Source organism: Marinobacter sp. MDS2, from assembly GCF_030718085.1.
Classification (GTDB): domain Bacteria; phylum Pseudomonadota; class Gammaproteobacteria; order Pseudomonadales; family Oleiphilaceae; genus Marinobacter.
The window spans coordinates 16,567-40,571 of sequence record NZ_JAVAJF010000002.1; the positions used below are offsets into that span (position 1 = coordinate 16,567).

Below are 24,005 nucleotides of genomic sequence, written 5' to 3' on the forward strand. Positions count from 1 at the left end.
CGAATTCGCAAGGGAGCGAGACGCCATGGGCGCCGTAGCGATTGAACAGCCAACGAAAACCGCAAAGCTCAACCGAGAGAAGGTCAGAGAAGGTGTTGTCTCTGCGGTTCGTGTGTCTAGGGAAGTGTTTGAAACGGCCCGTGAACAACAGGTTCTGGTGTCGTTGGTGCTGATATTGGCGCTGACGGTGTCTGCCATTGGTGTGGTGGTAAGTGCTCACGAGAACCGGGAGCTGTTCAATCGTCTATCGACGCTGCAACAGCAGCGCGACGCTCATGAGCGCGAATGGAGCCAGCTGCTACTGGAGCAGAGTGCCCTGAGCGCCCACGGACGGGTCGAGAAGTTGGCAGCAGAGCGTTTTGGTATGAGGGTTCCGGGCCGCCAGGATATCGTGCTGGTGCCGTTGATGACGCCGATTGCGGCGAATTAAAACTATAACAGCAGCAAGGTGGCCAATTTGTCCGCTCGAAGCGAACAGACAAACAGCAGGGTGCAGCGACTGGCGGCAGGCTTGAAAGCCTGGCGCTTTTATTCTGTGCTCGGTGTTTTTCTGTTGGTGATGCTGGGCATTGGTTGGCGCCTGACCGATTTGCTTGTCGTTGATAATGACTTCCTGCGCCAGCAGGGTGATGTCCGTACTATTCGAACGGAATCCATTGACGCCCACCGCGGGGTGGTTACAGATCGCCACGGCGAACCGCTGGCGGTGAGCACTCCGGTTCAGACGGTGTGGGCAAACCCGTCCGAGATCGACCCCGAGCATCCGAAATTAGCGGTGCTGGCCCGGCTGCTGGAGCTTTCTGAAGGCGAGCTGCGCCAGCGCCTTCGTGATTATGCCAGCCGAGAGTTTATTTACCTGCGCCGTAAAGTGCAGCCAGCGATGGCGAAAGAGGCTTTGGCGCTGGGGCTGGGCGGCATTTATGCACGTCAGGAATATCGTCGCTATTACCCTGCTGGTGAAGTGACTGCGCACGTTGTTGGGTTCACCAACATTGATGAGGACGGCCAGGAAGGTATTGAGCTGGCTTATAACCAGTGGCTCGAAGGTGAGCCGGGCGCAAAACGGGTTCTGAAGGATCGTCGAGGCCACATCATCAAAGACCTGATGCTGGTGCGAGATGCCCGCCCGGGCAAAGATCTTGAGCTGAGCATTGACCTCCGGCTCCAGTATCTCGCCTACCGCGAGCTGAAAGCGGTAGTGGAAGCCCATAAGGCGCGCGGCGGTACATTGGTGATGCTGGATGTCAGTACGGGAGAAGTGCTGGCGATGGTTAACCAGGGTTCCTATAACCCGAACGACCGGTCTCAGCTGGCGGTCGAGAATCTACGCAATAAGGCCATTACCGATTTGTTTGAACCCGGCTCCACTATCAAGCCGCTGACGATTGCTGCCGCTTTGGAGTCTGGTGAATACAACGCCAATAGCACCATCGATACCTCGCCCGGCTATCGCCGCTTCGGGCGATTCACCATTCGGGATCATCGTAATTACGGTGTGATGGATTTGACCAAGATTATCGTCAAATCAAGCAACGTCGGGGTCAGCAAGATCGCGAACGATCTGGGTGGCGATGTTCTGAGTAACTTGTTCTCGCGCATGGGGCTGGGGCAGGCCACTGGAATTGGTTTCCCCGGCGAAGCCGTTGGTGTGTTGCCCGCCCGTCCGAAATGGCGACCGGTTGAGGAAGCGACTCTGTCATACGGTTATGGCCTGAGCGTCAATGCATTGCAGTTGGCGCAAGCCTACATGGTGCTGGCCAATGGCGGCTTACGGTATCCGGTCAGCCTATTGAAGCAAGAGCAGCGGCCGCAGGGGCAGCGGGTTCTAAGTGAAAAAGTCACCTACGAAGTCCGGCAGATGTTGAAAGATGCGGTAGCAAAAGGAACGGGGGGCAGAGCTCAGCCCGGCTTGTACGCGGCTGGCGGCAAAACCGGAACTGTCCACCTGGTTGGCGCCAACGGTTACGAAGACAGCATGTATAAAGCCATTTTTGCGGGCATGGCACCGATTGACGATCCGAAAATCGTCACGGTGGTGGCGGTAGATGCGCCCCAGTCGGGCGAGTATTACGGTGGTGAAGTGGCTGCACCGGTGTTCGCTCGGGTCATGGGCGATGCGTTGCGGTTGTTGAATGTGAAGCCGGAATTGGAAGTTTCCGAGGTCGGGCGCGCCGCTATTGCGTCAGGGGATAGGGGGTAACCATGTGCATCACGTCGATCAGTACCCTTTTGCAAGGCATTGTTGAAGTGCCTTCGGTGTTCGATGTCACCATCCATGGCCTGCAAACGGACAGTCGCAACATCACGTCAGGCGATGCATTTATTGCCTTGTCGGGGGCTGCTACCCCAGCCGATGCTTATCTTGATCAGGCGATCTCGGCTGGCGCCACTGCGGTGTTACTGGAAACGGCCATCCCGAAAGAGTGTCACGAACGTCATGGCGCGTTGATTGTCCCGATTGTCGGCCTTCGCGATCAGATGGGGCGAATCGCCACCCGATTCTTTGAGCATCCCTCAAGGCATTTGCGGGTTGTTGGTGTCACTGGCACCAATGGGAAAACGTCGGTGACACAATACATCTCGGCTTTGCTGAAAGAGGCGGGCACGCCCTGCGGCGTGCTTGGCACTTTGGGTTATGGCATGCCCGGAAATTTGCAGCCAGCCACCCATACCACTCCGGATGTGGTTCAGGTGAATCGCGTGCTGCACCAGATTCGCCGGGACGGCGGTCGCGCTGCGGTTATGGAAGTGTCTTCCCATGCGTTGGCGCAGGGGCGGATTAACAAGGTTGCGATGACCGGGGCGGTATTTACCAACCTGACCCGGGATCATCTGGATTATCACGGCACCATGGAAGCCTATGGCGAGGCGAAGGCCCGCTTGTTCCGCCGTGAAGAGTTGCACTTTTCTGTGATCAACTTCGATGACCCGTTCGGGCGTCAGTTGTATGAACAGACGGAAGGCTTGTGCGACCGTGTCCGTTACAGCTTGCATGAAGCCCAAACCGAACTGTGGCTGAAAGAATTTACCCCGACCGCAACGGGCTTTCACGCACTGGTCGATGGTCTGTGGGGAGAGTTTGAGTTGGATGTACCTCTGCTGGGCAGCTTCAACGCGAGCAATGTTTTGGCTGCGATGGCGACGGTGCTAACGCTGGGTGTTCCATTGGACCGAGCCGTTGATGCCTGCTCCCGGCTGGTACCTCCTCAAGGACGGTTGGAGAAGTACCTGGGCGCAGACGGTCGCTGTGTGGTGGTTGATTACGCACATACACCCGATGCGCTGGCAAATGCGTTAGCGGCTCTGCGCCCGCACGCGAAAGGTAAGCTGATCTGCGTGTTTGGTTGCGGCGGTGATCGTGATCCCGGTAAGCGCTCTGAGATGGCCACTGAAGCAGAAAAAGGTGCCGATGTGGTGATCGTGACCGATGACAACCCAAGGTCAGAGGCCCCGGCACAAATCGTCAGGGATATCGAGAAAGGTTTCTCTGAAGAAGGCCAGTATCAGATCGTTCATGATCGCGCGACCGCCATCGCAGAGGCCGTTGCCATGGCTGGTCCGAAAGACTTGGTGCTGATTGCCGGAAAAGGTCACGAAACCTGGCAGGAAGTGGCGGGCCAGAAATTACCATTCAGTGATGCCGAGCAGGTGCAGAATCAGTTGCGCCTGAATGGAGGTGTGGCATGATGCGCGCCTTTTCGCTGGCAGAAGCCAAATCCTGGCTAGACGCATCGCTGGCGGGCAAGCCGGTGAACGCGGAAGAGATTTGGTTCAAAGGCGTGTCCACCGATACCCGCGCTGTTGGCGAGGGGCAGTTGTTTGTGGCCCTGCGCGGTGAGCGTTTCGATGGCCATGAATTTCTGGAACAGGCCCGCTCGCAGGGGGCTGTCGCTGCCGTGGTTGATACTGCAGACGATACGATTTCGTTCCCGCAACTGGTGGTCAATGACACGGTGAATGCGCTTGCTGCTTTGGCGGCGGGGAACCGCAACGAAAGCAACGCGCAGCTGGTGGCCATTACCGGTAGCAGCGGCAAGACCACGGTTCGTCAATTGACGGCTTCCATTCTCGAACAGATGGGGAAGGCGCTGGCCACTGAGGGCAATCTGAATAACCACATCGGTGTGCCGCTAACGATGTTCCGGTTGTCCCCGGAACACCAGTACGGCGCCGTTGAGCTGGGTGCGAGTGGCTTGGGTGAAATCGCCCACACGGTGGCGATCGTGCGCCCGCAAGTGGCGATTCTGACCAATGCCGGTCAGGCGCATCTCGAAGGCTTTGGTAGTTACCAGAACATCATCAAAGCCAAAGGTGAAATCATTGATGGCGTCGCCGAGCAGGGTCTGGTTGTGCTCAACCGAGACGATCCTGCGTTTGATCAGTGGCTCGAGCGGGCCGGCGAGCGTCGGGTGGTGAGTGTTTCCCGGATGAGCCATCCGGAGGCGGACTATAGGGCTGAGGCGCAGGTTGGGTCCGATCAAACCATGACGGTCACGGCGGAAGGGCCGAATGGCTGGCGCTGTGCGTTCACTTTGCCGTTGGTCGGTGAACACAATGTCAGTAACGCTCTGTGCGCCATTGCCGCTTGCCGCGAGTTGGGCGCAACGGACGACCAGCTTGTTCAGGGGTTAAGCGGTGTGAAGGCGGTTAAAGGGCGCTTGCATGTGTGTGAGCCAGCGCCGGGGTTCACGGTCATTGATGATAGCTACAACGCGAATCCGGCTTCCATGAAAGCGGCGATCGACGTGCTTTCCGGATACACGGGGCAGCGGGTAGCTGTGCTGGGTGCTATGGCCGAGCTGGGTGAGCAGGGCGACGACCTGCATGCCGAGGTAGGGGCCCACGCCAAAGAAAAAGGTATTGAACGTTTGTTGCTGGTGGGCCCGGGTTGTGAGGGCTACGCCAATGGCTTCGGACAAGGTGCTGAACACTTCCAGACCCATGAGCAAGCTGTGAATGCCATCGTTGATGGCCGACAGGGTGCCATGGTGGTGCTGGTAAAAGGTTCTCGAAGTTCCGCCATGGATCGCGTGGTGGAGGGAATGCAGACAAAGGTGAAAAACGCATGCTGCTCTGGCTGACAGAGGTTTTATCTCAATATTTTTCTGCGCTGACGGTGTTTCAGTACCTGACCGTGCGCGCTATTTTCGGAGTGCTGACGGCACTGTTGATCTCGCTGATGATCGGTCCGTTGATGATCCGCAAACTCAGCCAGTACCAGATCGGGCAGGCGGTTCGGGATGACGGTCCTCAGACCCATCTGAGCAAGGCCGGCACACCCACCATGGGTGGTGCGTTGATTCTAGTGGCAATTGCCATTTCAACGTTGCTATGGGCCGACCTGAGTAATCGCTATGTCTGGACCGTGCTGTTGGTCACCATTTTGTTCGGTGCAATCGGCTGGGTGGATGACTATCGCAAGGTCGTTGAGCGCAACCCCCGTGGTTTGCCGGGTCGGTGGAAATATTTCTGGCAATCGGTGATTGGAGCGGCGGCTGCCGTGGTTCTGTATGCCACATCGACCTTGCCGCAGGAAACGTCGTTGTATTTGCCGTTTCTGAAAAATGTGTCCCTCACCCTGGGGCCAGTACTGTTCATCCTGCTGACCTACTTCGTCATTGTCGGCAGCAGCAACGCGGTGAACCTGACCGACGGTCTCGATGGGTTGGCCATTATGCCCACCGTGATGGTTGCCGGTGCGCTTGCTATCTTCGCTTACGTGTCCGGGCACGCACAATTTGCCAATTACCTGTTGATCCCGCATCTCCCGGGTACCGGTGAGCTGATCGTGTTCTGTTGCGCTCTGGTAGGCGCAGGGCTCGGGTTCTTGTGGTTCAACACCTATCCCGCCCAGGTATTTATGGGGGATGTGGGCGCACTGGCACTGGGAGCCGCTTTGGGTGTGGTTGCGGTGATTGTTCGCCAAGAGATTGTTTTGTTCATCATGGGGGGCGTGTTTGTTATGGAAACTGTGTCGGTGATTCTCCAGGTGGCTTCGTTCCGCCTGACCGGACGCCGGATTTTCCGTATGGCCCCTTTGCATCACCATTTTGAGCTCAAAGGTTGGCCGGAACCTCGAGTCATCGTGCGGTTCTGGGTTATTACCGTGGTTCTTGTACTGATTGGCCTGGCCAGTCTGAAACTCCGATAGGAAAGTAACGTCGCTATGAGTGTCATTGTTTCGGATCGTCGCACATTGATCGTAGGGCTCGGTAAGACCGGGCTCTCGTGCGTGCGCTATTTGTCCGGGCAGGGCCGATCGGTGACGGTGGCTGACAGCCGTACAAATCCACCGGGGCTGGAAGAGTTGCACGAGGGCTGGCCAGAAGTGCCGGTGCACCTCGGAGAGTTTGATCCCGAATTATTCGCCGGTTTCAGCGAGTTGGTTGTGAGTCCGGGCATCAGCATTGCCGAGCCGGCCATCGAGGCCGCTGCGAAGAAAGGTGCGCTGATTCGCGGTGACGTCGATCTGTTTGCCGAGGCAGCCGATGCGCCTGTCGTTGCCATTACCGGGTCTAACGGGAAAACCACCGTGACCACCCTGTTGGGCGAGATGGCGAAAGCCGCCGGGCTCAAGGTGCAGGTGGGCGGCAACATTGGCACGCCGGCCCTGGATCTGCTCGGCAAAGGCGCGGATCTCTATATTCTGGAAGTGTCGAGCTTCCAGTTGGAAACCACCGATGCGCTCAACGCTGTGGCGGCTACCGTGTTGAACGTCAGCGATGACCACATGGATCGCTACCCCGACAAAATGGCGTATTTCCAAGCCAAACAAAGGGTATATCGCGGTTGTAAGCACGCCATTGTGAATCTCGATGATGCTCTGAGCACTCCCATGGCGCGGGATAACCTGCGATTCCTGTGTTTTGGTTTCAATCGGGTTAACCCCGACACCTTCAGTACCCGGGATGATGACCAGGGAACCTGGATTACCTTTGGCTTCGACAACTTGTTACTGGCCAGCGAATTGAACCTGATGGGGCGCCATAACATCAGCAATGTCATGGCTGCCTTGGCACTTGGCCACGCCGCCGGTTTGCCGATGCCCGTGATGCTGGATGTGGCTCGAGAGTTTCGTGGTTTGCCACACCGCTGCGAGTTTGTCCGTAAGCTGGATGGGGTGGATTACATCAACGATTCCAAAGGCACCAATGTCGGCGCAACTGTTGCCGCGATCGAAAGTTTGGCGCCGGATCAGGGCAAGGTGGTTCTGATTGTGGGAGGCGACGGCAAAGGCGCTGATTTCGGCCCCTTGGCCGCGCCGGTTATCGCGTGTTGTCGCGCGGTCGTGTTGATTGGCCGGGATGCCGGTGCAATTGCCGACGTGCTGGGGCCGGGCGTTGAGAAGATCTCGGCTGACTCCCTGAAGCAAGCGGTCGGTAAAGCTCGGGACGTGGCCTGCGTGGGCGATCGGGTGTTGTTGTCACCGGCCTGCGCCAGTTTCGATATGTTCAAAGACTACAACGACCGCGGAGATCAGTTCCGCGAGTTGGTGGAGGCGCTGTGATGCAGATCGCCGCCAGTATTCCCCAGCACCAGGCCAAAGCTTTTCAGTTTCAGCCCCTGCCGGTATTGGTGCTGACATCGGTGGCTTTGCTGGTTATCGGCATGGTGATGATCTCGTCTGCTTCGATGGACGTGGCCGCGGCGACGCTGGGTAACAGCTATCACTACGTGGTAAGGCAAGTGATTTTCGCCATGCTCGGGTGTTTGGCTGCCTTGGTAGCGGTGAATATTCCGATTTCCTGGTGGGAGCGCAGTGGCTGGTTACTGCTGGGTGTTGGCTTGTTGGTTCTGGTTTTGGTTTTGACTCCGCTTGGCCGCACGGTAAACGGGTCAACCCGCTGGATACCTATGGGCGTGTTCAACGTGCAAGTTTCCGAGGTGGCCAAGCTGTGCTTGATCGCCTACCTCTCGGGTTATGTTGTGCGCCGCCGGGAAGCTTTGCTGAATGATTGGTCCGGCTTCTTCCGGCCATTGATCGTTTTGGGCCTAGCGGTCGGTTTGCTGATGATCGAACCGGATTTCGGTGCCTCGGTGGTGCTGAGTGCCGCCGCTGCGGGCGTGATTTTCCTGAGCGGCGTTCGGCTTACGCGGTTCTTACCGCTGATTGGCCTGATGGTGGTTGCGGGAACCGTGCTGGTGGTCAGTGCCCCATACCGATTGAAGCGGGTCGTAAGCTACCTCGACCCCTGGAAAGATCAGTTTGATAGCGGCTATCAGCTCACCCAATCGTTGATCGCCTTTGGTCGTGGCGAATGGACCGGCGTGGGGCTGGGCAACTCCGTGCAGAAGCTGTTCTTTTTGCCGGAAGCCCATACCGACTTCATCTTCGCGATCATTGCCGAAGAATTTGGATTGCTCGGGGCGCTGATCGTGGTGGCCTTGTTTACAGCTTTGGTGGTGAGCGGTTTTGTGATTGGTCGCCGGGCCGAACGCAGCGGTATGCCGTTTGGCGCTTGTTTCAGCTACGGCTTAACGATGCTGGTCGGGTTACAGGCTGCCATCAACATGTGTGTAACAACCGGCCTTCTACCAACCAAAGGCCTCACGCTGCCTTTGGTGAGCTACGGCGGTTCCAGTTTGCTGGTGACGTGTGTGGGCCTTGGCATCATCGCCAGGGTCGAAATGGAACGTTTGGATAAAGAGAAAATGGCGGCAGACAAACCTGCCCGGAAAGTTAAAGGAGGCGCGGTTTATGACTAGTTCCCGTCGCTTCCTGATGATGGCCGGCGGAACGGGCGGCCATGTATTTCCGGCATTAGCCACGGCTCGCGCCCTGCAAGAGCAAGGCCATGAAGTGCATTGGCTCGGTGCCAAGGGCGGCATGGAAGAGCGGTTGATTGGAGAAACCGACATTCCGCTTTCGCTGATTCACATTAAGGGCCTGCGAGGAAAGGGCAAGCTGGCATTACTGTTGGCGCCATTCCGTTTGATGCGAGCGCTCGGTGAAGCCTACACGTTGCTGCGCAAGATCAACCCGGATTGTGTGGTGGGCATGGGTGGTTTTGTCACTGGCCCAGGAGGCGTGGCTGCCTGGTTACTGCGCAAGCCCTTGATTATTCATGAGCAGAACGCGATTTCGGGCATGACCAACCGCCTGCTAACGCGCTTCGCCAGCATTGTGTTGGAAGCGTTTCCGGGCAGCTTCGGCAGCAAAACGGTTACCCGTTGCACCGGCAACCCGGTGCGTAAAGATTTGGCAGCGCTGCCAGACCCCGCGCAGAGATTTGACGGTAGAGGCACGCCGGTACGAATTCTGGTGGTGGGCGGTAGCTTGGGTGCGCAAGTGTTCAACCAACAGTTGCCTCAGGCGCTAGCGACCATGCCTGAAAATGAACGACCGGAAGTGCGCCACCAGTGTGGCGAAAAAAACGTTGAGGCCGCGCGCGAAGCTTATGAATCCTCGGGGGTTAACGCCAGCGTTGAGCCGTTTATCCGCGATATGGCGGAAGCCTATAACTGGGCTGATCTTGTGATTTGTCGGGCTGGCGCCTTGACCGTTTCGGAGTTGTGCGCGGCGGGGGTTGGCGCTGTGTTGGTGCCGTTCCCACACGCAGTGGACGATCATCAAACCCGCAATGGTCAACACATGGTGAAAGCGGGTGCTGCCATTCTGGTGCCTCAGTCTCAGCTGACGCCAGAATTGTTGGCCGGCACGCTGAAAGATTTAGCGGGCAACCGCGAACGCATACTGAACATGGCACAGGCCGCTCGTTCGCTGGCGCGCCCTGATGCAACGGAGAGAGTTGTGAATTACTGTCTGGAGGCCGCCAATGGCTGATTCGAACAATACGCCGCTGGTGTATCAGGTTCCCGAAATGCGCCGTATCCGTGGTATCCACTTTATCGGTGTGGGCGGTGCAGGCATGAGCGGTATCGCCGAGGTTCTGAAGAACCAGGGCTATGACGTATCCGGCTCCGATATTAAAGAGAGCGTGGTCACCGACCGCCTCCGGGCCATGGGTATTCAGGTTTACATCGGCCACCGTGAAGAAAACAGTGCGAACGCAGATGTTGTAGTGGTGTCGTCTGCCGTGTCGTCGGATAACCCGGAAGTGGTGTCGGCTCGCAGTCGCCGGGTGCCGATCGTACCTCGTGCCGAGATGCTGGCGGAGATCATGCGCTATCGCCATGGTATTGCCGTTGCCGGTACCCATGGTAAAACCACGACCACCAGTTTGATTGCATCGGTTTTGGGTGAAGCTGGGCTAGACCCTACCTTTGTTATCGGCGGCAAGCTCAATAGTGCCGGTACCAACGCCAAGCTCGGTGGTTCCCGCTATCTGGTGGCAGAAGCCGACGAAAGTGATGCTTCCTTCTTGCATCTGACCCCCACGATTTCGGTGGTCACCAATATCGAAGCCGACCATATGGAAACTTATGGCGGCGATATTGAAAAGCTGAAGCAGACCTTTGTGGACTTCCTGCACAACCTGCCGTTCTACGGCATCGCGGTGATGTGTGTGGACGATCCCTATGTTCAGGAAATCATCCCGCGCATTTCCCGAGCCATCATCACCTATGGCATCGACAATCCGGATGCGGACTATCGAGCGGAGAATATTTCCTCGGACGGTCTGAAAACCCGGTTTGTAGTTCGTCGTCCGGGCGGCCGCCCCGATCTGGATGTCGAGCTTAAGATGCCTGGTCGGCACAACGTGCTTAACGCGCTGGCGGTAATTGCGGTTGCAACGGATGAAGGCGTAGACGACAAGGCCATCTGCCGGGGTCTGGCAGGTTTCGCCGGCGTTGGTCGCCGTTTCCAGGTGTACGGTGAATACCAGACAGCCAATGCTCAAGCCACCTTGGTGGATGACTACGGTCACCATCCCACGGAGGTGGAAGCGGTTATCAAGGCTGCTCGGGGCGCATGGCCGGATCGTCGCATCGTGATGCTGTATCAGCCTCACCGTTTCACCCGAACACGTGACCTTTACGAAGATTTTGTTCGAGTGCTTTCTGAAGTCGATGGCCTGTTGTTGATGGACGTGTATTCCGCCGGCGAAGCTGCCATTCCGGGCGCTGATGGGCGGGCTTTGTGCCGAAGCATTCGCCAGCGCGGCAACGTCGAGCCGGTATTTGTTGAAGACAACCAGGAAATTGAAGGTCTTCTGGAAAAGATGCTTCAAGATGGCGACTTGTTGATTACGCAAGGCGCCGGTGACATTGGCGGTGTGGCGGCACGCCTCGCCGCAGCAGGAGTAGCGAAAAGTGAGTGAGATGAGCCATACCGACTCCGATAACTATTTGGCATCGCCCGAGCTGGTGAAAGCCTTGGGCCGGGTTGCGGTCTTTATGGGAGGCAACTCTGCCGAGAGGGAGGTTTCCCTGAATAGTGGCGAAGCGGTGTTGTCAGCCCTGCAGTCGGCTGGTGTGGATGCCCATGGGATCGATGTTCAGGGCTGTTTGCTGAGCACCGTAGAATCCCCGGAGTTTGACCGGGTGTTTATCGCTCTGCATGGCAGAGGCGGTGAAGACGGAACCATACAGGCGATTCTGCAGCAGGCGGGTATTCCCTATACCGGAAGCGAAGTATTGGCATCTGCGTTGGCGATGGACAAGTTGCGCACCAAGTACGTGTTCGAAGGCTGTGGGCTTCCGACGCCGGCGTTTCGCGCGATGAAGTCCGCCGAGGAAGCAGAAGATATTGTGGCCAGGCTGGGTACGCCGCTGAGCGTCAAGCCCGCGCACGAAGGTTCCAGCATCGGCATTCGCAAGGTCCGCAGCGTCAGTGAACTTGTTGAAGCCTACGAATCGGCTGCTGCGATGGACGATCTGGTGTTGGTGGAACAGTGGATTGAAGGTCCTGAATTCACTGTGAGCCTGCTGCAAGACAAAGCACTCCCGGCGATTGGCCTGAGCACCGATCACGACTTCTACGATTACGACGCAAAGTATTTGGCGGACGACACGCGCTACCGCATTCCCTGCGGCTTGTCGGTCGAGAAAGAGCTGCAGTTGCAGCAGTTGGCACTGGAGGCGTTTCGTGTGGTTGGCTGCCGAACCTGGGGCCGCGTAGACATCATGCAGGATGCCCAGGGTGAGTTCTGGCTGCTGGAGGTTAACACCGTACCGGGAATGACCGATCACAGCCTGGTACCTATGGCGGCGAAAGCCGCTGGCATCAGCTTTCAAGAGCTGGTGGTGAGAATTCTGGAAGACACTTTGGTGGAGGCACCGAATGCTTGAAACACTACTGATCCGGAGCCGGGCGATACCGCCTGAGCAGCCCCGGCGACGGGGGGCAACCACCGTAGAGCCTGGGCAAGACCGGTTTGGGGTGTTGAAAGCGATTTTGGCGGCTGTGCCCTGGTTGCAGGTTGGCTTGGGAGCGACGGTGGTTTTACTGGCAGCTTTGGTGCCGTGGGGAACCGATCGTCTGTTGACGGCAATGGACCAGCAGATCCTGGCCGTCGATGTTCAGGGCCAGTTTGTCGGGGACAGCCGGGTGGACCTGGAGCGAGCTGCGGGAGCCTGGATCGGTAAAAGCTATTTCTCGACCGATCTGGCCGACATCAAAGCGTCGCTGGAGCAGAGGCCGTGGGTTGAATCTGCCGCAGTTAAGCGTGTATGGCCTGGGCGTCTGGTGATTGATATTCGCGAGAAAAAGCCTCTGGCCTATTGGAGTGATGGCCGACTGGTTAGCCGCTCCGGCGAGCTGTTTTCGCCGCCGAATCCGGAAGTGGCCGGCCGCTTGCCAAAGCTGTCGGGGCCGGATGAGCGAGTGAGAGAGGTCATCACCATGGCGCGGAAAATGAGTGAGCAGTTGTATGGATACGGGCTTGGTTTTGCCGGGCTGGCGCTTGAGGCGCGGGGCGCCTGGACGCTGACGCTCGCGAATGGCATTGAAGTGGTGTTGGGGCGCGATAAGGTCGAGCAGCGATTCGAGCGTTTCATAACGGTTTACGAGAACCGGTTGGCGTCCCGCGTGGACGAAGTCAGCCGGGTAGATGCCCGCTATACAAACGGCATAGCGGTGCAGTGGAAAGCGGATGCAGCAGTGGCTGCACCGAAGTCCTGATCACGAATATTACGAACTTGGGGTTTGGTGAATCACATGTCATCGGTTGAAACGGAAAACATGATTGTCGGCCTGGATATCGGAACCTCCAAGGTGGTTGCGATCGTCGGCAAGCGCAAAATGGATGGAACCATTGAAGTCGTCGGAATTGGCTCGCACCCATCTCGCGGGCTCAAGCGCGGAGTGGTGGTGAACATCGAGGTTACCGTGCAGGCCATTCAGCGGGCGGTGGAAGAAGCCGAACTGATGGCTGGCTGCCGGATCCACTCTGTGTATGCGGGAATTGCCGGAAGCCACATCAAGAGCCTGAACTCGCATGGCATTGTTGCAATCCGGGATCGGGAAGTGACCCAGGCGGACATTGATCGGGTGATTGATGCGGCTCAGGCCGTCGCGATACCAGCGGATCAGAAGGTACTGCATATTCTTCCGCAGGAATTCGTCATCGATAACCAGGAAGGCATCAAAGAGCCCATGGGGATGTCCGGCGTTCGTCTGGAAGCCAAGGTGCATTTGGTCACTTGTGCGGTCAACGCGGCCCAGAATATCGACAAGTGCGTGAAACGCTGCGGATTGGAAGTGGACGACATCATCCTAGAGCAACTGGCCTCCAGCCACGCGATCCTGACCGAAGACGAAAAAGAGTTGGGCGTTTGTGTGGTCGATGTGGGCGGCGGCACCACCGACATCGCTGTGTTTACCGGTGGCGCCATCCGCCATACCGCGGTCATTCCGATCGCCGGTGATCAGGTGACCAATGACATCGCCATGGCCCTGCGCACGCCGACCCAGAACGCGGAAGAAATCAAGATCAAATACGCCTGCGCGCTGACCCAGCTTGCAGGCGCTGAAGACACCATCAAAGTGCCCAGCGTTGGTGACCGGGCACCGCGGGATCTGTCCCGGCAGGCCTTGGCGGAGGTCGTGGAGCCTCGCTACGAAGAACTGTTCACGTTGGTGCAGTCAGAATTACGCCGCTCGGGATTCGAAGAGATGATTCCGGCAGGCATCGTTATCACCGGCGGCTCCTCCACCATGGAAGGGGTGGTAGAGCTGGCCGAAGAGATCTTCCACATGCCGGTAAGACTGGCCTGTCCGCAGGCGGTCTCCGGCATGACGGAGGTGGTCAACAATCCGATTTACGCCACCGGCGTTGGCTTGTTGATTCATGGTTTCCGGCAAATGGACCTTGGCCGGACACCGGTGCTCAAAGCTGAGGATGCTCCCTCATTGATTGAGCGCATGAAAGCCTGGTTTACCGGTCAGTTCTGACGGTGATCAGGGGCAGTACACGAAGGTTTCTCGAAAACACATAACGAATGCAATAACTGGTCTGGATAGACCGGAAACAGCACGAAGGAGTAGGGGATATGTTTGAACTCGTTGATAATGTGCAACAAAGCGCAGTCATTAAGGTTGTCGGTGTTGGTGGCGGTGGTGGTAACGCCGTTCGTCACATGCTTAACAGCGACATTGAGGGCGTTGAGTTTATTTGCGCCAACACAGACGCCCAGGCACTGACAGACCTGGACGCGCGTCAAATCATCCAGCTCGGTGGCAACATCACCAAAGGGTTGGGTGCCGGTGCGAATCCGGAAGTTGGGCGCCAGTCGGCCCTTGAAGATCGTGACCGCATCGCGGAGGCGCTGAGCGGGTCCGACATGGTGTTTATTACTGCTGGTATGGGTGGTGGTACTGGTACCGGAGCAGCACCGATTGTTGCCGAGGTGGCCCGAGAGCTGGGCATCCTGACTGTGGCGGTGGTCACCAAGCCGTTCCAGTTTGAAGGCGGCAAGCGTATGAGCGTGGCCGAATCCGGCTTGAAGGAGCTCGAAGAAAGCGTCGATTCACTGATCACCATTCCGAACGAAAAACTGCTGGCGGTCATGGGCAAGAAGACCAGTCTGCTGGACGCATTCGCTGCGGCTAACGATGTTCTGCTGGGCGCCGTTCAGGGTATCGCCGACCTGATCACCCGTAACGGTATGATCAACGTCGACTTTGCCGACGTGAAGACAGTGATGTCCGAGATGGGCATGGCCATGATGGGTACCGCTCGTGCAACCGGTGAAAACCGGGCGCAGGAAGCTGCTGAAGCGGCGGTTCGCAGCCCGCTTCTTGAAGACGTTAACCTGCAGGGTGCCAAAGGTATTCTGGTTAACATCACAGCCGGTATGGATCTTAACTTGGGTGAGTTCACCGAGGTGGGTGACATTATCCGTGAATTCGCTTCCGAATCTGCCACGGTTGTTGTGGGTACCGTGATTGATCCGGAAATGACGGAAGAGCTGAAAGTCACTGTGGTGGCGACCGGTCTCGGTGGTGATCGCGAAAAGCCAACCAAGGTTGTGGACAACTCCCGCACTCTGGATGGTAAAACCGATTACAACCAGTTGGATCGACCGGCCATTCTGCGTCGTCGCGCGGTCACGCAAGGCAACGTAGCACTGGACCAGAGCAAAGAAAGCGAAGAGCAAGGCGTGGACTATCTCGATATTCCCGCATTCCTTCGCCGGCAGGCTGATTGATAATCTGGCTCGATGCTGACAGGTAGGCGTGCATTCGTTACGAGTGCGGAGTGATAAGCCTCTGTCAAAGACGAGCTGATTGATCATAGCCATACGCTATTGCATAAGTTAACGAAACTTGTGTTGGTTAAATGGTGCTCAGTCTTGAATTCTGATATTCTTCGGGCAGATTTTTGCTCAGAATATCGCTCTTTTGTGACGGAATAATGACCGATGATTAGACAACGCACACTCAAAAACACCATCCGCGCGACCGGTGTTGGCCTGCACTCAGGGGAAAAGGTTTACCTGACCCTGAAACCGGCCCCGGTCGACGCCGGAATCATTTTCCGGCGCACGGACCTCGACCCAGTGGTTGAAATTCGTGCCTGTGCGGAAAATGTGGGTGAGACCACGCTGTCCACGACGCTGGTAAAAGACGGTGTGCGTGTGGCAACAGTAGAGCATTTACTGTCTGCTATGGCTGGTCTCGGAATTGACAACTGTTACGTGGAGCTGAGCGCTGCCGAAGTGCCGATTATGGACGGCTCGGCTGGCCCGTTCGTGTTCCTGCTGCAGTCAGCAGGTATTGCCGAACAGGAAGCCGCCAAGCGCTTTATCCGTATCAAACGGGAAGTGACCGTTGAAGAAGATGGCAAAAAGGCCACCTTCCTGCCGTTCGAGGGCTTCAAGGTCAGCTTTGGTATTGATTTCGATCACCCGGTGTTCAAGGGCCGCGCCCAAACCGCAACGGTCGATTTCTCCAGCACTTCCTTTGTTAAAGAAGTATCCCGGGCCCGTACTTTCGGGTTCATGCGTGATATCGAAAAGCTGCGAGCCATGAATCTGGCCCTCGGTGGCAGTGTCGATAACGCGATTGTGGTTGATGACTACAAGATCCTGAACGAAGACGGTTTGCGCTACGACGACGAGTTCGTCAAGCACAAAGTGTTAGATGCGATCGGAGATCTGTATTTGCTCGGCAACAGTTTGATTGGAGAGTTCCGTGGTGTGAAGTCTGGCCACGACTTGAACAACAAACTGCTGCGTAAGCTCAGGGCTGAAGAGGAATCGTGGGAAGTTGTGACCTTCGAAGACGAAGCAACGGCTCCGATTTCCTACATGAAGCCTGTGCTGGCGGTCGAGGGCTAAGGCGGGACGCCTTAATCCCGGACGTGGCTTGCGAGTTTTTCGAGAACCTCGCGTAGAGCTTTATCCTTCGTGTGCCCGGCTTCCTCTGAGAGGAGTCGGGCATTTTCTTTGCTGAGGGGTACCTTTTCGACTTTTTTGCGTGTTTTGTAGCGGGCGGGCGCGACTTTAACGCGAACCTTCCAGACGAACCGAAAGAGCTCGTTTTCCCGCAGTGCTTCCATAATTTCGTGTTGGCGGAATCTGAGCCGGGTGGCTTTGCTGGCGGTATCCGTTGACAGTACCAGTTCCCCGTCCTGGCAGGCGACAAATCGCGTGCCTTCACTGAGCTCATCGGGAATGGCCGAAAGCACGATTTGTTCAGCTTCGAGATGCATTCCGGCTTTCGCGACCAGTTGTTTCAGGGTCGTCCCTGAGCTTGCCGAAACTGTGCTGAAGATCGTTTTTTGATCGTTTTTTTTGCTCATTGCCGGGTTTTGCTCGACTCATCGGTTTACGATTGGTTACACTTCGGCACGTTTTATGCGTAGCGTCTATAACACGGCCGTTTTACATTGTGATGGAAGTCAATGTCTACCGGATGCTACGACTTTTTTCAGTGCGTAGTTGTTGCTAAGGATAGCAGACCCGCTCGGAAACACTCCGGATCGCAGCACTACAACGGATATGGTTGCGACTCCCTATATGACACCGAACGACGATATGAATGTAATTTTCGTTGGCAAAAGCCATAGCCAGCCAAGATCTCTTAACCTGAACGCAGCAACCATAACCGCCCTCTTTTTTGGCGTGTTGGTGGTGGTACTGGCAGCTGGTTGGGGCGGCTACCGTTTTGCCATGGAAAGAGTCGCGGCAGCGGAACCGACTGAGTCGGAGCTGGTGGCCGAATGGCGGGCAAAACTGCAAGAACAAAAAGCCGAAATGGATCGGGTGCGCCAGGATGTAGATCTACAGATTGATGCATTGACCCTTCGGCTAGGCCGCATTCAGGGCAGCTTGTTGCGGCTGGATGCGCTGGGGCAGCGATTTGTTGAATCCGGCATTGTCACCAGCGACGAGTTTAATTTTGATCAGCCCGCCGCGGTTGGTGGCCCGGAAGAGGGTGGGTTGTCAGCAGATTCTTTTCGTGCGCCTGAATTGACCGATATGATCGATCAGATCGAGGCGCAAATTGAAGATCGGGAAAAGCAGTTGCGCCTGCTGGAGAAAGTGGCCTCGCGCCAGAAGCTGGAAGACGAATTGTACGTGCAGGGGCGCCCGATTACCTGGGGCTGGTTGTCTTCGAAGTATGGTTATCGGTCTGATCCGTTTACGGGTAAGCGCACCTGGCACAGCGGTGTGGATCTCGCTGGTAAAGACGGCAGTGACATCATTGCGGTTGCCAGTGGCGTGGTCACCTACGCCGATGAGCGCTATGGGTACGGTAACCTGGTCGAGATTGATCATGGCGAGGGGCTTGTGACCCGATACGCGCACGCAAAAGCCATCAAGGTGAAGGTGGGAGATATCGTCCAGAAGGGGCAGAGTGTTGCGCTGATGGGCAGTACCGGTCGTTCTACCGGCCCGCACGTGCATTTTGAAGTTATCCGCAACGGCAAGCCCGAAAACCCCGAAAAATATATCCGGCGCGCAAGCCGCTGATTTCATTCCCGTGAAGCCCTCCTTTTGTCCTTCGCCTAAATAAGGTTAGAATGCCGGCTTCCTCCGTTTAACTGAAGAAGCCGTGGTCTATGTTCACAAAGCTCGCAACCAAGATGTTTGGCAGTAAGAACGCTCGAGAAATCAAGCGGATGCGCAAGGTTGTCTTGCGTGTCAATGAACTTGAAGAGCAGTTTAGCGCACTGTCGGATACCGAATTGCAGGGCAAGACGGCCGTGTTCCGCCGTCGCTTGGAAGAGGGCGAAACGTTAGACGCCATCCTTCCCGAAGCTTTCGCCACCGTTCGTGAGGCCAGCCGCCGCGTAATGGGCATGCGCCATTACGATGTCCAGCTGGTGGGCAGTATGACCCTGCACGAGGGCCGTATCGCCGAGATGAAAACCGGTGAAGGTAAAACGCTGGTTGCGACCGCCGCGGTGTATCTGAATGCTCTGCCGGGTAAAGGCGTACACGTTATTACCGTGAACGACTACCTTGCCCGACGGGATGCCGAGTGGATGGGCAAGCTCTACCGTTTCCTGGGTATGGAAGTGGGTGTTGTCGTTGCCGGACAGGCGCCGGAAGAAAAGAAAGCCGCCTACCAGGCTGACATAACCTACGGCACAAACAACGAATTCGGTTTTGATTACCTGCGCGATAACATGGCCTTCAGCATTGAAGACAAGGTGCAGCGTGGGCTGAACTTCGCCATTGTGGACGAAGTCGATTCCATTTTGATCGACGAGGCGCGCACGCCGCTGATTATTTCGGGCGCTGCGGAAGACTCCTCAAAGATGTACCAAGCCATCAATACACTGATCCCGAGCCTGGAGAAGGGCGAGGTCAGTGAAGAGGGTGAATCCACCGGCGACTTCACCATTGATGAAAAGTCCCGTCAGGTGGAGCTGACCGAAACCGGTCACGAGAAAGTCGAAGAGCTTTTGCTGAGCCGCGGTCTCCTGCAGGAAGGCGAAAGCCTGTACTCGGCAGCCAACCTGGGCCTGCTGCACCATGTGCACTCCGGCCTGCGGGCGCACCATTTGTTCCAGAAAGATGTGGATTACATCGTTCAGGGTGGCCAGGTGGTGATCGTTGATGAGCACACGGGCCGTACTATGCCGGGTCGCCGCTGGAGCGAAGGTCTGCATCAGGCGATTGAAGCGAAAGAAGGCCTCAAGATACAGGCCGAAAGCCAGACTCTGGCTTCAACCACCTTTCAGAATTACTTCCGCCTGTACGAAAAGTTGGCCGGCATGACCGGTACCGCAGACACCGAAGCGTTCGAATTCCGCCAGATTTACGGCCTGGACGTGGTGGTGATTCCGCCTAACAAACCCATCCAGCGTATTGATTACAATGATCTGGTGTATCTGACGCAGGAAGAAAAATTTCACGCCATCATCGACGAGATCAAAGACGTAACCGCTGAAGGTCGGCCGATTCTGGTGGGTACCGCTTCTATTGAAGCGTCTGAGTTGCTGTCGATGCTGCTGAAGAAAGCTCGTATCGATCACAAGATCCTGAACGCCAAACAGCACGAATCGGAAGCGCAGATTATTGCTCAGGCGGGTCGTCCGGGGGCTGTTACCATTGCCACCAACATGGCAGGCCGTGGTACCGATATTGTGTTGGGCGGTAACTGGGAGTTTGAAGCCGCTGGCATGGCCGATGCCTCGGAAGAAGAGGTTGCCCGTCTGAAGGCGGAGTGGACCGAGCGCCACAATCAGCTGCTGGAAGCGGGTGGCTTGCACATTATCGGTACTGAGCGGCATGAATCCCGCCGGATTGATAACCAGCTGCGAGGCCGTGCCGGCCGGCAAGGCGACCCGGGTTCCTCTCGCTTCTTCCTGTCACTGGAAGACAACCTGATGCGAATCTTCGCGCCCGAGCGTGTGAAGAATCTGATGCAGGCCATGGGCATGAAGAAAGGCGAGGCCATCGAGCATCGCATGGTCACCAATGCCATCGAGAAATCCCAGCGCAAAGTTGAAGGGCGCAACTTTGACATGCGTAAAACGCTGCTTGAGTACGATGACGTTGCCAACGATCAGCGTACCGTTATTTACGAACAGCGTAATGAGGTTATGGCCTCTGAAGACGTATCCGAAATGGTGGATACGATTCGGGAAGATGTAGTTGATTCGCTGATCAGTGAGTTCATTCCGCCTCAAAGCATGCCCGAGCAGTGGGATGTGGCCGGGCTGGAAGCGCAGCTGCAGTCAGAAATGGCCATTGAACTGCCGATCCAGCAGTGGCTGGAAGAGGACAGCAAGCTGTTCGAAGACAACTTGCGTCAGAAAATACTGGACGCCATTGTTGCCGAGTATAAAGCGAAGGAAGAGATTGCTGGCGCCGAGTCCATGCGCAAGTTCGAGAAACAGGTCTTCCTGCAGGTATTGGATACGCTCTGGAAAGAGCATCTGTCAAACATGGACCACTTGCGCCGCGGTATTCACTTGCGTGGCTATGCTCAGAAAAACCCCAAGCAGGAATACAAGCGCGAAGCGTTTAACCTGTTTGAAAATATGCTGGACGGTATGAAACGGGATGTTGCCCGGGTGCTGAGCCACGTTCGCGTTCAGAGTCGGGAAGAAATGGAAGAAGTAGAGCGTCGCCGTAAGGAAGAGCTTGAGCGCGAAATGGCGCGAGCTAACCTGCGCCATGACGAAACCAGTGCCGCCGCTCCCGCGCAAGGTGAAGGCGAGGGCGGGCAGCAAGCAACGCCGGATACCTTTGTCCGCCAGGAGCGCAAAGTTGGCCGAAACGAGCCTTGTCCCTGCGGGTCTGGTAAGAAATATAAGCAATGCTGCGGTAAGGTGAGTTAAGCCGGCACCTAAGCGCGCAAACCAGAACCCGCAAACTGCCTGATCAAGAGCAGCTTGCGGGTTTTGTCGTTTTCAGATTGGTACTCATTCAAGGAGATTCGCATGGCGGTAGGTCCCGGAACTTTGCCGGAGTTTCATCCGGTTGCAGGGGTGAAGATTGGTATTGCCAGTGCAGGCATCAAAACGCCTGGTCGTAAGGATATTGTCGTGTTTGAGCTGGCCCCCGATGCCCGGGTCGCCGGCATCTTTACACAGAACCAGTTCTGCGCAGCCCCTGTTGTACTGAGTCGCCGCCATCTGGCTGAAACGGCCCCCCGTTATCTACTGATCAATACCGGTAATGCCAACGCCGGCACCGGAGACGCCGGGCTGGCAGATGCCGAGCGATGCTGTGCGGCCCTGGCAGAAAATGCGGGTGTGGATACAAATTGTGTCTTGCCGTTCTCCACAGGCGTGATTGGCGAGCCTTTGCCGGTCGATAAGATCGTTGGAGCCTTGCCAGACGCACTGGCAGGAGCTTCAGAAGGCCGTTGGGCTGAGGCGGCCAGCGGTATCATGACGACCGACACCCGGCCAAAAGGGGCATCCCGTCAAATCAACCTGGGCGGCCATAAGGTGACGATCTCGGGCATCAGCAAGGGGGCCGGCATGATTCGCCCGAATATGGCGACCATGCTCGGCTTTATTGCCACCGATGCAAAAATTGCTCCGGACGCCTTGCAGGAATTGGCCTCGGAACTGGGCGAAAAGTCCTTTAACCGGATTACCATTGATAGCGATACTTCCACCAACGATGCCTGCATGCTGATTGCCAGTGGCCGTTACGGTGGGCCGGAAATCACGACAGACAGCCCGCTGTTCGCAGAATTGAAAACAGCATTGCGTGATATCTATCTGGAGCTGGCTCACGCCATTGTTCGTGACGGTGAAGGCGCGACCAAGTTCGTGACCATTGACGTATCCGGTGCGGCGAATCAGCAAGAGGCGCTGGATGTGGCTTACACCGTGGCCCATTCGCCATTGGTGAAGACAGCGCTGTACGCGTCAGATCCGAACTGGGGCAGGATTCTGGCGGCGGTCGGTCGGGCCGGCGTCCCGAACCTGGATTTGCACGCCCTGGAAATTTACCTCGGTGATGTGTGTCTGGTGCGTGATGGCGGCCGAGCTGATGACTATTCCGAGGAGCGTGGTCAGGCGGTGATGGATCAGGAAGAAATTACCATCGCGATTGACCTCAAGCGCGGAGAGATCCGGGAAACGGTGTGGACCTGCGATTTTTCCCATGACTATGTGACCATCAATGCCGAATACCGCAGCTAATCGTCCGTCCGTGCCCAAGCTGGTTCATGTTGCCGTTGCGGTTATTGTCCGCGACGGTCGCGTGTTGATTGCGCGCCGCCCTGATCACGTCCATCAGGGCGGCTTGCTGGAGTTTCCCGGTGGCAAAGTAGAAGCTGGGGAGACGGTTCAGCAGGCTTTGGTGCGCGAGATCGCCGAAGAAACCGGTTTGACCGTGCCGTTGGAGAGCCTTGAGCCGGTGATTGGTATTCGTCACGACTACGGCGACAAGCAGGTTTTTCTGGATGTGTGGAAAACCTCCGCCGCCAAAGGCGAGCCCGAGGGGCGGGAAGGCCAGCCGATCGAGTGGCTGCCGCCTCTTTCGTTACGGGATGAAGATTTCCCGGCTGCCAACCGGCCAATCATTCGAGCCTTGAACTTACCCGTGAATCTACCAATAACCGGTGCCATGGCATCGTGGGAAAATGGCTACAGTCGATTCGCCGCCGCATTGCCTTCCCTGAAATCCGGGTTGGTGGTTCTGCGCGCGCCGGATTTGCCCGCTCATGATTATCGAAAGTTGGCGAAAGCGGTTTTGACCGAGGTGGAAGATTCCGGGGTAGGGGTGCTGTTGCACGGTAGTCCGGATCTGATCTCCGAGTTTCCGGAGGCTGCGGGATTGCATTTGCCTTGGCGCGAAGCTGAAGGCTTGTCAGAGCGCCCTGTGCCGGTGAATCGAGTGCTGGGAGTGTCATGCCATAATGCGGACCAACTGCGCCATGCTGAGCGTTTGGGCGCGGACTACGCGGTATTCGGGCCGGTCTTGCCGACGGCCAGCCATCCTGGCGAACCGGCGCTGGGTTGGCGGGAATTTGAACGGCAGGTGTCGGCGGCGGTCATCCCGGTCTATGGGCTGGGTGGTTTGACATTGGAACAGCAAGGCCAGGCGCGATCCTGCGGTGCGCAGGGTATTGCCGGCATTCGTTTCTGGTGGCCGCCCCATGCATGACAATCGCAGAACTGAAACTCAACACGGAGGGTGCCAAGCGTGAGCAAACTGACTCATCTGGATGAAAAAGGTGAAGCGCGAATGGTGGATGTGACGGAGAAAGCCGTTACTGAGCGCGAAGCGCGTGCTGAAGCAACGCTGCGTATGTTGCCCGAAACCCTCAGAATGATTGTGGATGGCGAGCACCCGAAGGGTGATGTACTGGCCACGGCCCGAATTGCCGGCATCATGGCCGCCAAGAAAACCCACGATTTAATCCCCCTGTGTCATGCGTTGAATCTGACATCCACCAAGGTACTGCTGTCTCCGGGTGCTGATGGGGCGTCGGTTCATATTGAAACCCGCTGCAAGCTGTCTGGCCAGACCGGTGTCGAGATGGAAGCACTGACCGCCGCCTCGGTGGCGGCGTTAACGCTCTACGATATGTGCAAAGCGGTGGATAAAGGGATGGTGGTCGATAACGTTCGGCTGCTGGAAAAAAAAGGCGGTCGTTCCGGTCATTGGTTAGCTCAGACTACGCGCCGCTAGCGGCCACGTGATAGAATGCCCGCCCCATTTGTCAGAACCACGAGGAA

Annotated in this window: 20 protein-coding genes; 19 read left to right on the plus strand and 1 reads right to left on the minus strand. The window is 56.8% G+C overall.

What is annotated here, in order from left to right; translation table 11 throughout:
* Positions 1-25: 25 nt before the first annotated feature.
* From ftsL to lpxC, 14 genes are all read left to right on the plus strand, one after another.
* Positions 26-430: a cell division protein FtsL gene (gene ftsL / locus Q9245_RS10890; RefSeq protein WP_305897219.1), complete on the plus strand. Its 405-nt coding sequence runs from the start codon at positions 26-28 to the stop codon at positions 428-430.
* 27 nt (positions 431-457) lie between these two features.
* Positions 458-2,200: a penicillin-binding protein 2 gene (locus Q9245_RS10895; RefSeq protein ID WP_305897220.1), complete on the plus strand. Its 1,743-nt coding sequence runs from the start codon at positions 458-460 to the stop codon at positions 2,198-2,200.
* A 2-nt stretch (positions 2,201-2,202) separates the two neighbouring features.
* Positions 2,203-3,687, plus strand: coding sequence for a UDP-N-acetylmuramoyl-L-alanyl-D-glutamate--2,6-diaminopimelate ligase (locus Q9245_RS10900; RefSeq protein WP_305897221.1), 1,485 nt, complete (start codon positions 2,203-2,205; stop codon positions 3,685-3,687).
* Positions 3,684-5,081, plus strand: coding sequence for a UDP-N-acetylmuramoyl-tripeptide--D-alanyl-D-alanine ligase (murF, locus tag Q9245_RS10905; protein ID WP_305897222.1), 1,398 nt, complete (start codon positions 3,684-3,686; stop codon positions 5,079-5,081). Before Q9245_RS10900 ends, murF begins: the two co-directional genes overlap by 4 nt.
* Positions 5,066-6,151: a phospho-N-acetylmuramoyl-pentapeptide-transferase gene (mraY, locus tag Q9245_RS10910; protein WP_133006412.1), complete on the plus strand. Its 1,086-nt coding sequence runs from the start codon at positions 5,066-5,068 to the stop codon at positions 6,149-6,151. The genes murF and mraY overlap by 16 nt, the downstream gene beginning before the upstream one ends.
* Positions 6,152-6,166: 15 nt before the next feature.
* Positions 6,167-7,507: a UDP-N-acetylmuramoyl-L-alanine--D-glutamate ligase gene (murD, locus tag Q9245_RS10915; protein WP_305897223.1), complete on the plus strand. Its 1,341-nt coding sequence runs from the start codon at positions 6,167-6,169 to the stop codon at positions 7,505-7,507.
* A complete protein-coding gene (gene ftsW, locus Q9245_RS10920; protein WP_305897609.1) occupies positions 7,507-8,706 on the plus strand; it encodes a putative lipid II flippase FtsW in 1,200 nt (399 codons plus the stop codon). Before murD ends, ftsW begins: the two co-directional genes overlap by 1 nt.
* Entirely contained in the window at positions 8,699-9,784 is a 1,086-nt protein-coding gene (murG, locus tag Q9245_RS10925; protein WP_305897224.1) for an undecaprenyldiphospho-muramoylpentapeptide beta-N-acetylglucosaminyltransferase, read from the plus strand. Before ftsW ends, murG begins: the two co-directional genes overlap by 8 nt.
* Positions 9,777-11,222, plus strand: coding sequence for a UDP-N-acetylmuramate--L-alanine ligase (gene murC / locus Q9245_RS10930; RefSeq protein ID WP_305897225.1), 1,446 nt, complete (start codon positions 9,777-9,779; stop codon positions 11,220-11,222). The genes murG and murC overlap by 8 nt, the downstream gene beginning before the upstream one ends.
* Position 11,223: 1 nt before the next feature.
* Positions 11,224-12,192 (plus strand): D-alanine--D-alanine ligase, encoded by a 969-nt coding sequence (locus Q9245_RS10935; protein ID WP_305897610.1) that lies wholly within the window; start codon positions 11,224-11,226, stop codon positions 12,190-12,192.
* Entirely contained in the window at positions 12,185-13,024 is an 840-nt protein-coding gene (locus Q9245_RS10940; RefSeq protein ID WP_305897226.1) for a cell division protein FtsQ/DivIB, read from the plus strand. The genes Q9245_RS10935 and Q9245_RS10940 overlap by 8 nt, the downstream gene beginning before the upstream one ends.
* A gap of 36 nt (positions 13,025-13,060) precedes the next feature.
* Entirely contained in the window at positions 13,061-14,296 is a 1,236-nt protein-coding gene (gene ftsA / locus Q9245_RS10945) for a cell division protein FtsA (RefSeq protein WP_133006405.1), read from the plus strand.
* A 98-nt stretch (positions 14,297-14,394) separates the two neighbouring features.
* Complete coding sequence (gene ftsZ / locus Q9245_RS10950) at positions 14,395-15,552, plus strand: cell division protein FtsZ (protein ID WP_199007668.1); 1,158 nt, start codon at positions 14,395-14,397, stop codon at positions 15,550-15,552.
* Positions 15,553-15,765: 213 nt separating this feature from the next.
* On the plus strand, positions 15,766-16,683 hold the full coding sequence (gene lpxC / locus Q9245_RS10955; RefSeq protein WP_247063142.1) for a UDP-3-O-acyl-N-acetylglucosamine deacetylase: 918 nt from the start codon (positions 15,766-15,768) through the stop codon (positions 16,681-16,683).
* Between the two features lie 11 nt (positions 16,684-16,694).
* Here the strand turns inward: lpxC and Q9245_RS10960 are convergent, their stop codons facing one another.
* Positions 16,695-17,147: a DUF721 domain-containing protein gene (locus Q9245_RS10960; protein ID WP_305897227.1), complete on the minus strand. Its 453-nt coding sequence runs from the start codon at positions 17,145-17,147 to the stop codon at positions 16,695-16,697.
* A gap of 235 nt (positions 17,148-17,382) precedes the next feature.
* On the opposite strand from Q9245_RS10960, the gene Q9245_RS10965 reads away from it, so the two are divergent.
* The 5 genes from Q9245_RS10965 to moaC all read left to right on the plus strand — a co-directional run bounded on the left by Q9245_RS10965 (position 17,383) and on the right by moaC (position 23,958).
* Positions 17,383-18,321, plus strand: a complete 939-nt coding sequence (locus Q9245_RS10965; RefSeq protein ID WP_371824809.1) for a M23 family metallopeptidase — start codon at positions 17,383-17,385, stop codon at positions 18,319-18,321.
* A gap of 89 nt (positions 18,322-18,410) precedes the next feature.
* A complete protein-coding gene (secA, locus tag Q9245_RS10970; RefSeq protein WP_305897229.1) occupies positions 18,411-21,143 on the plus strand; it encodes a preprotein translocase subunit SecA in 2,733 nt (910 codons plus the stop codon).
* 102 nt (positions 21,144-21,245) lie between these two features.
* Entirely contained in the window at positions 21,246-22,463 is a 1,218-nt protein-coding gene (gene argJ / locus Q9245_RS10975) for a bifunctional glutamate N-acetyltransferase/amino-acid acetyltransferase ArgJ (RefSeq protein ID WP_305897230.1), read from the plus strand.
* Complete coding sequence (locus tag Q9245_RS10980) at positions 22,444-23,430, plus strand: Nudix family hydrolase (RefSeq protein WP_305897231.1); 987 nt, start codon at positions 22,444-22,446, stop codon at positions 23,428-23,430. Before argJ ends, Q9245_RS10980 begins: the two co-directional genes overlap by 20 nt.
* A 39-nt stretch (positions 23,431-23,469) precedes the next feature.
* Entirely contained in the window at positions 23,470-23,958 is a 489-nt protein-coding gene (moaC, locus tag Q9245_RS10985; RefSeq protein WP_305897232.1) for a cyclic pyranopterin monophosphate synthase MoaC, read from the plus strand.
* Positions 23,959-24,005: the final 47 nt, after the last annotated feature.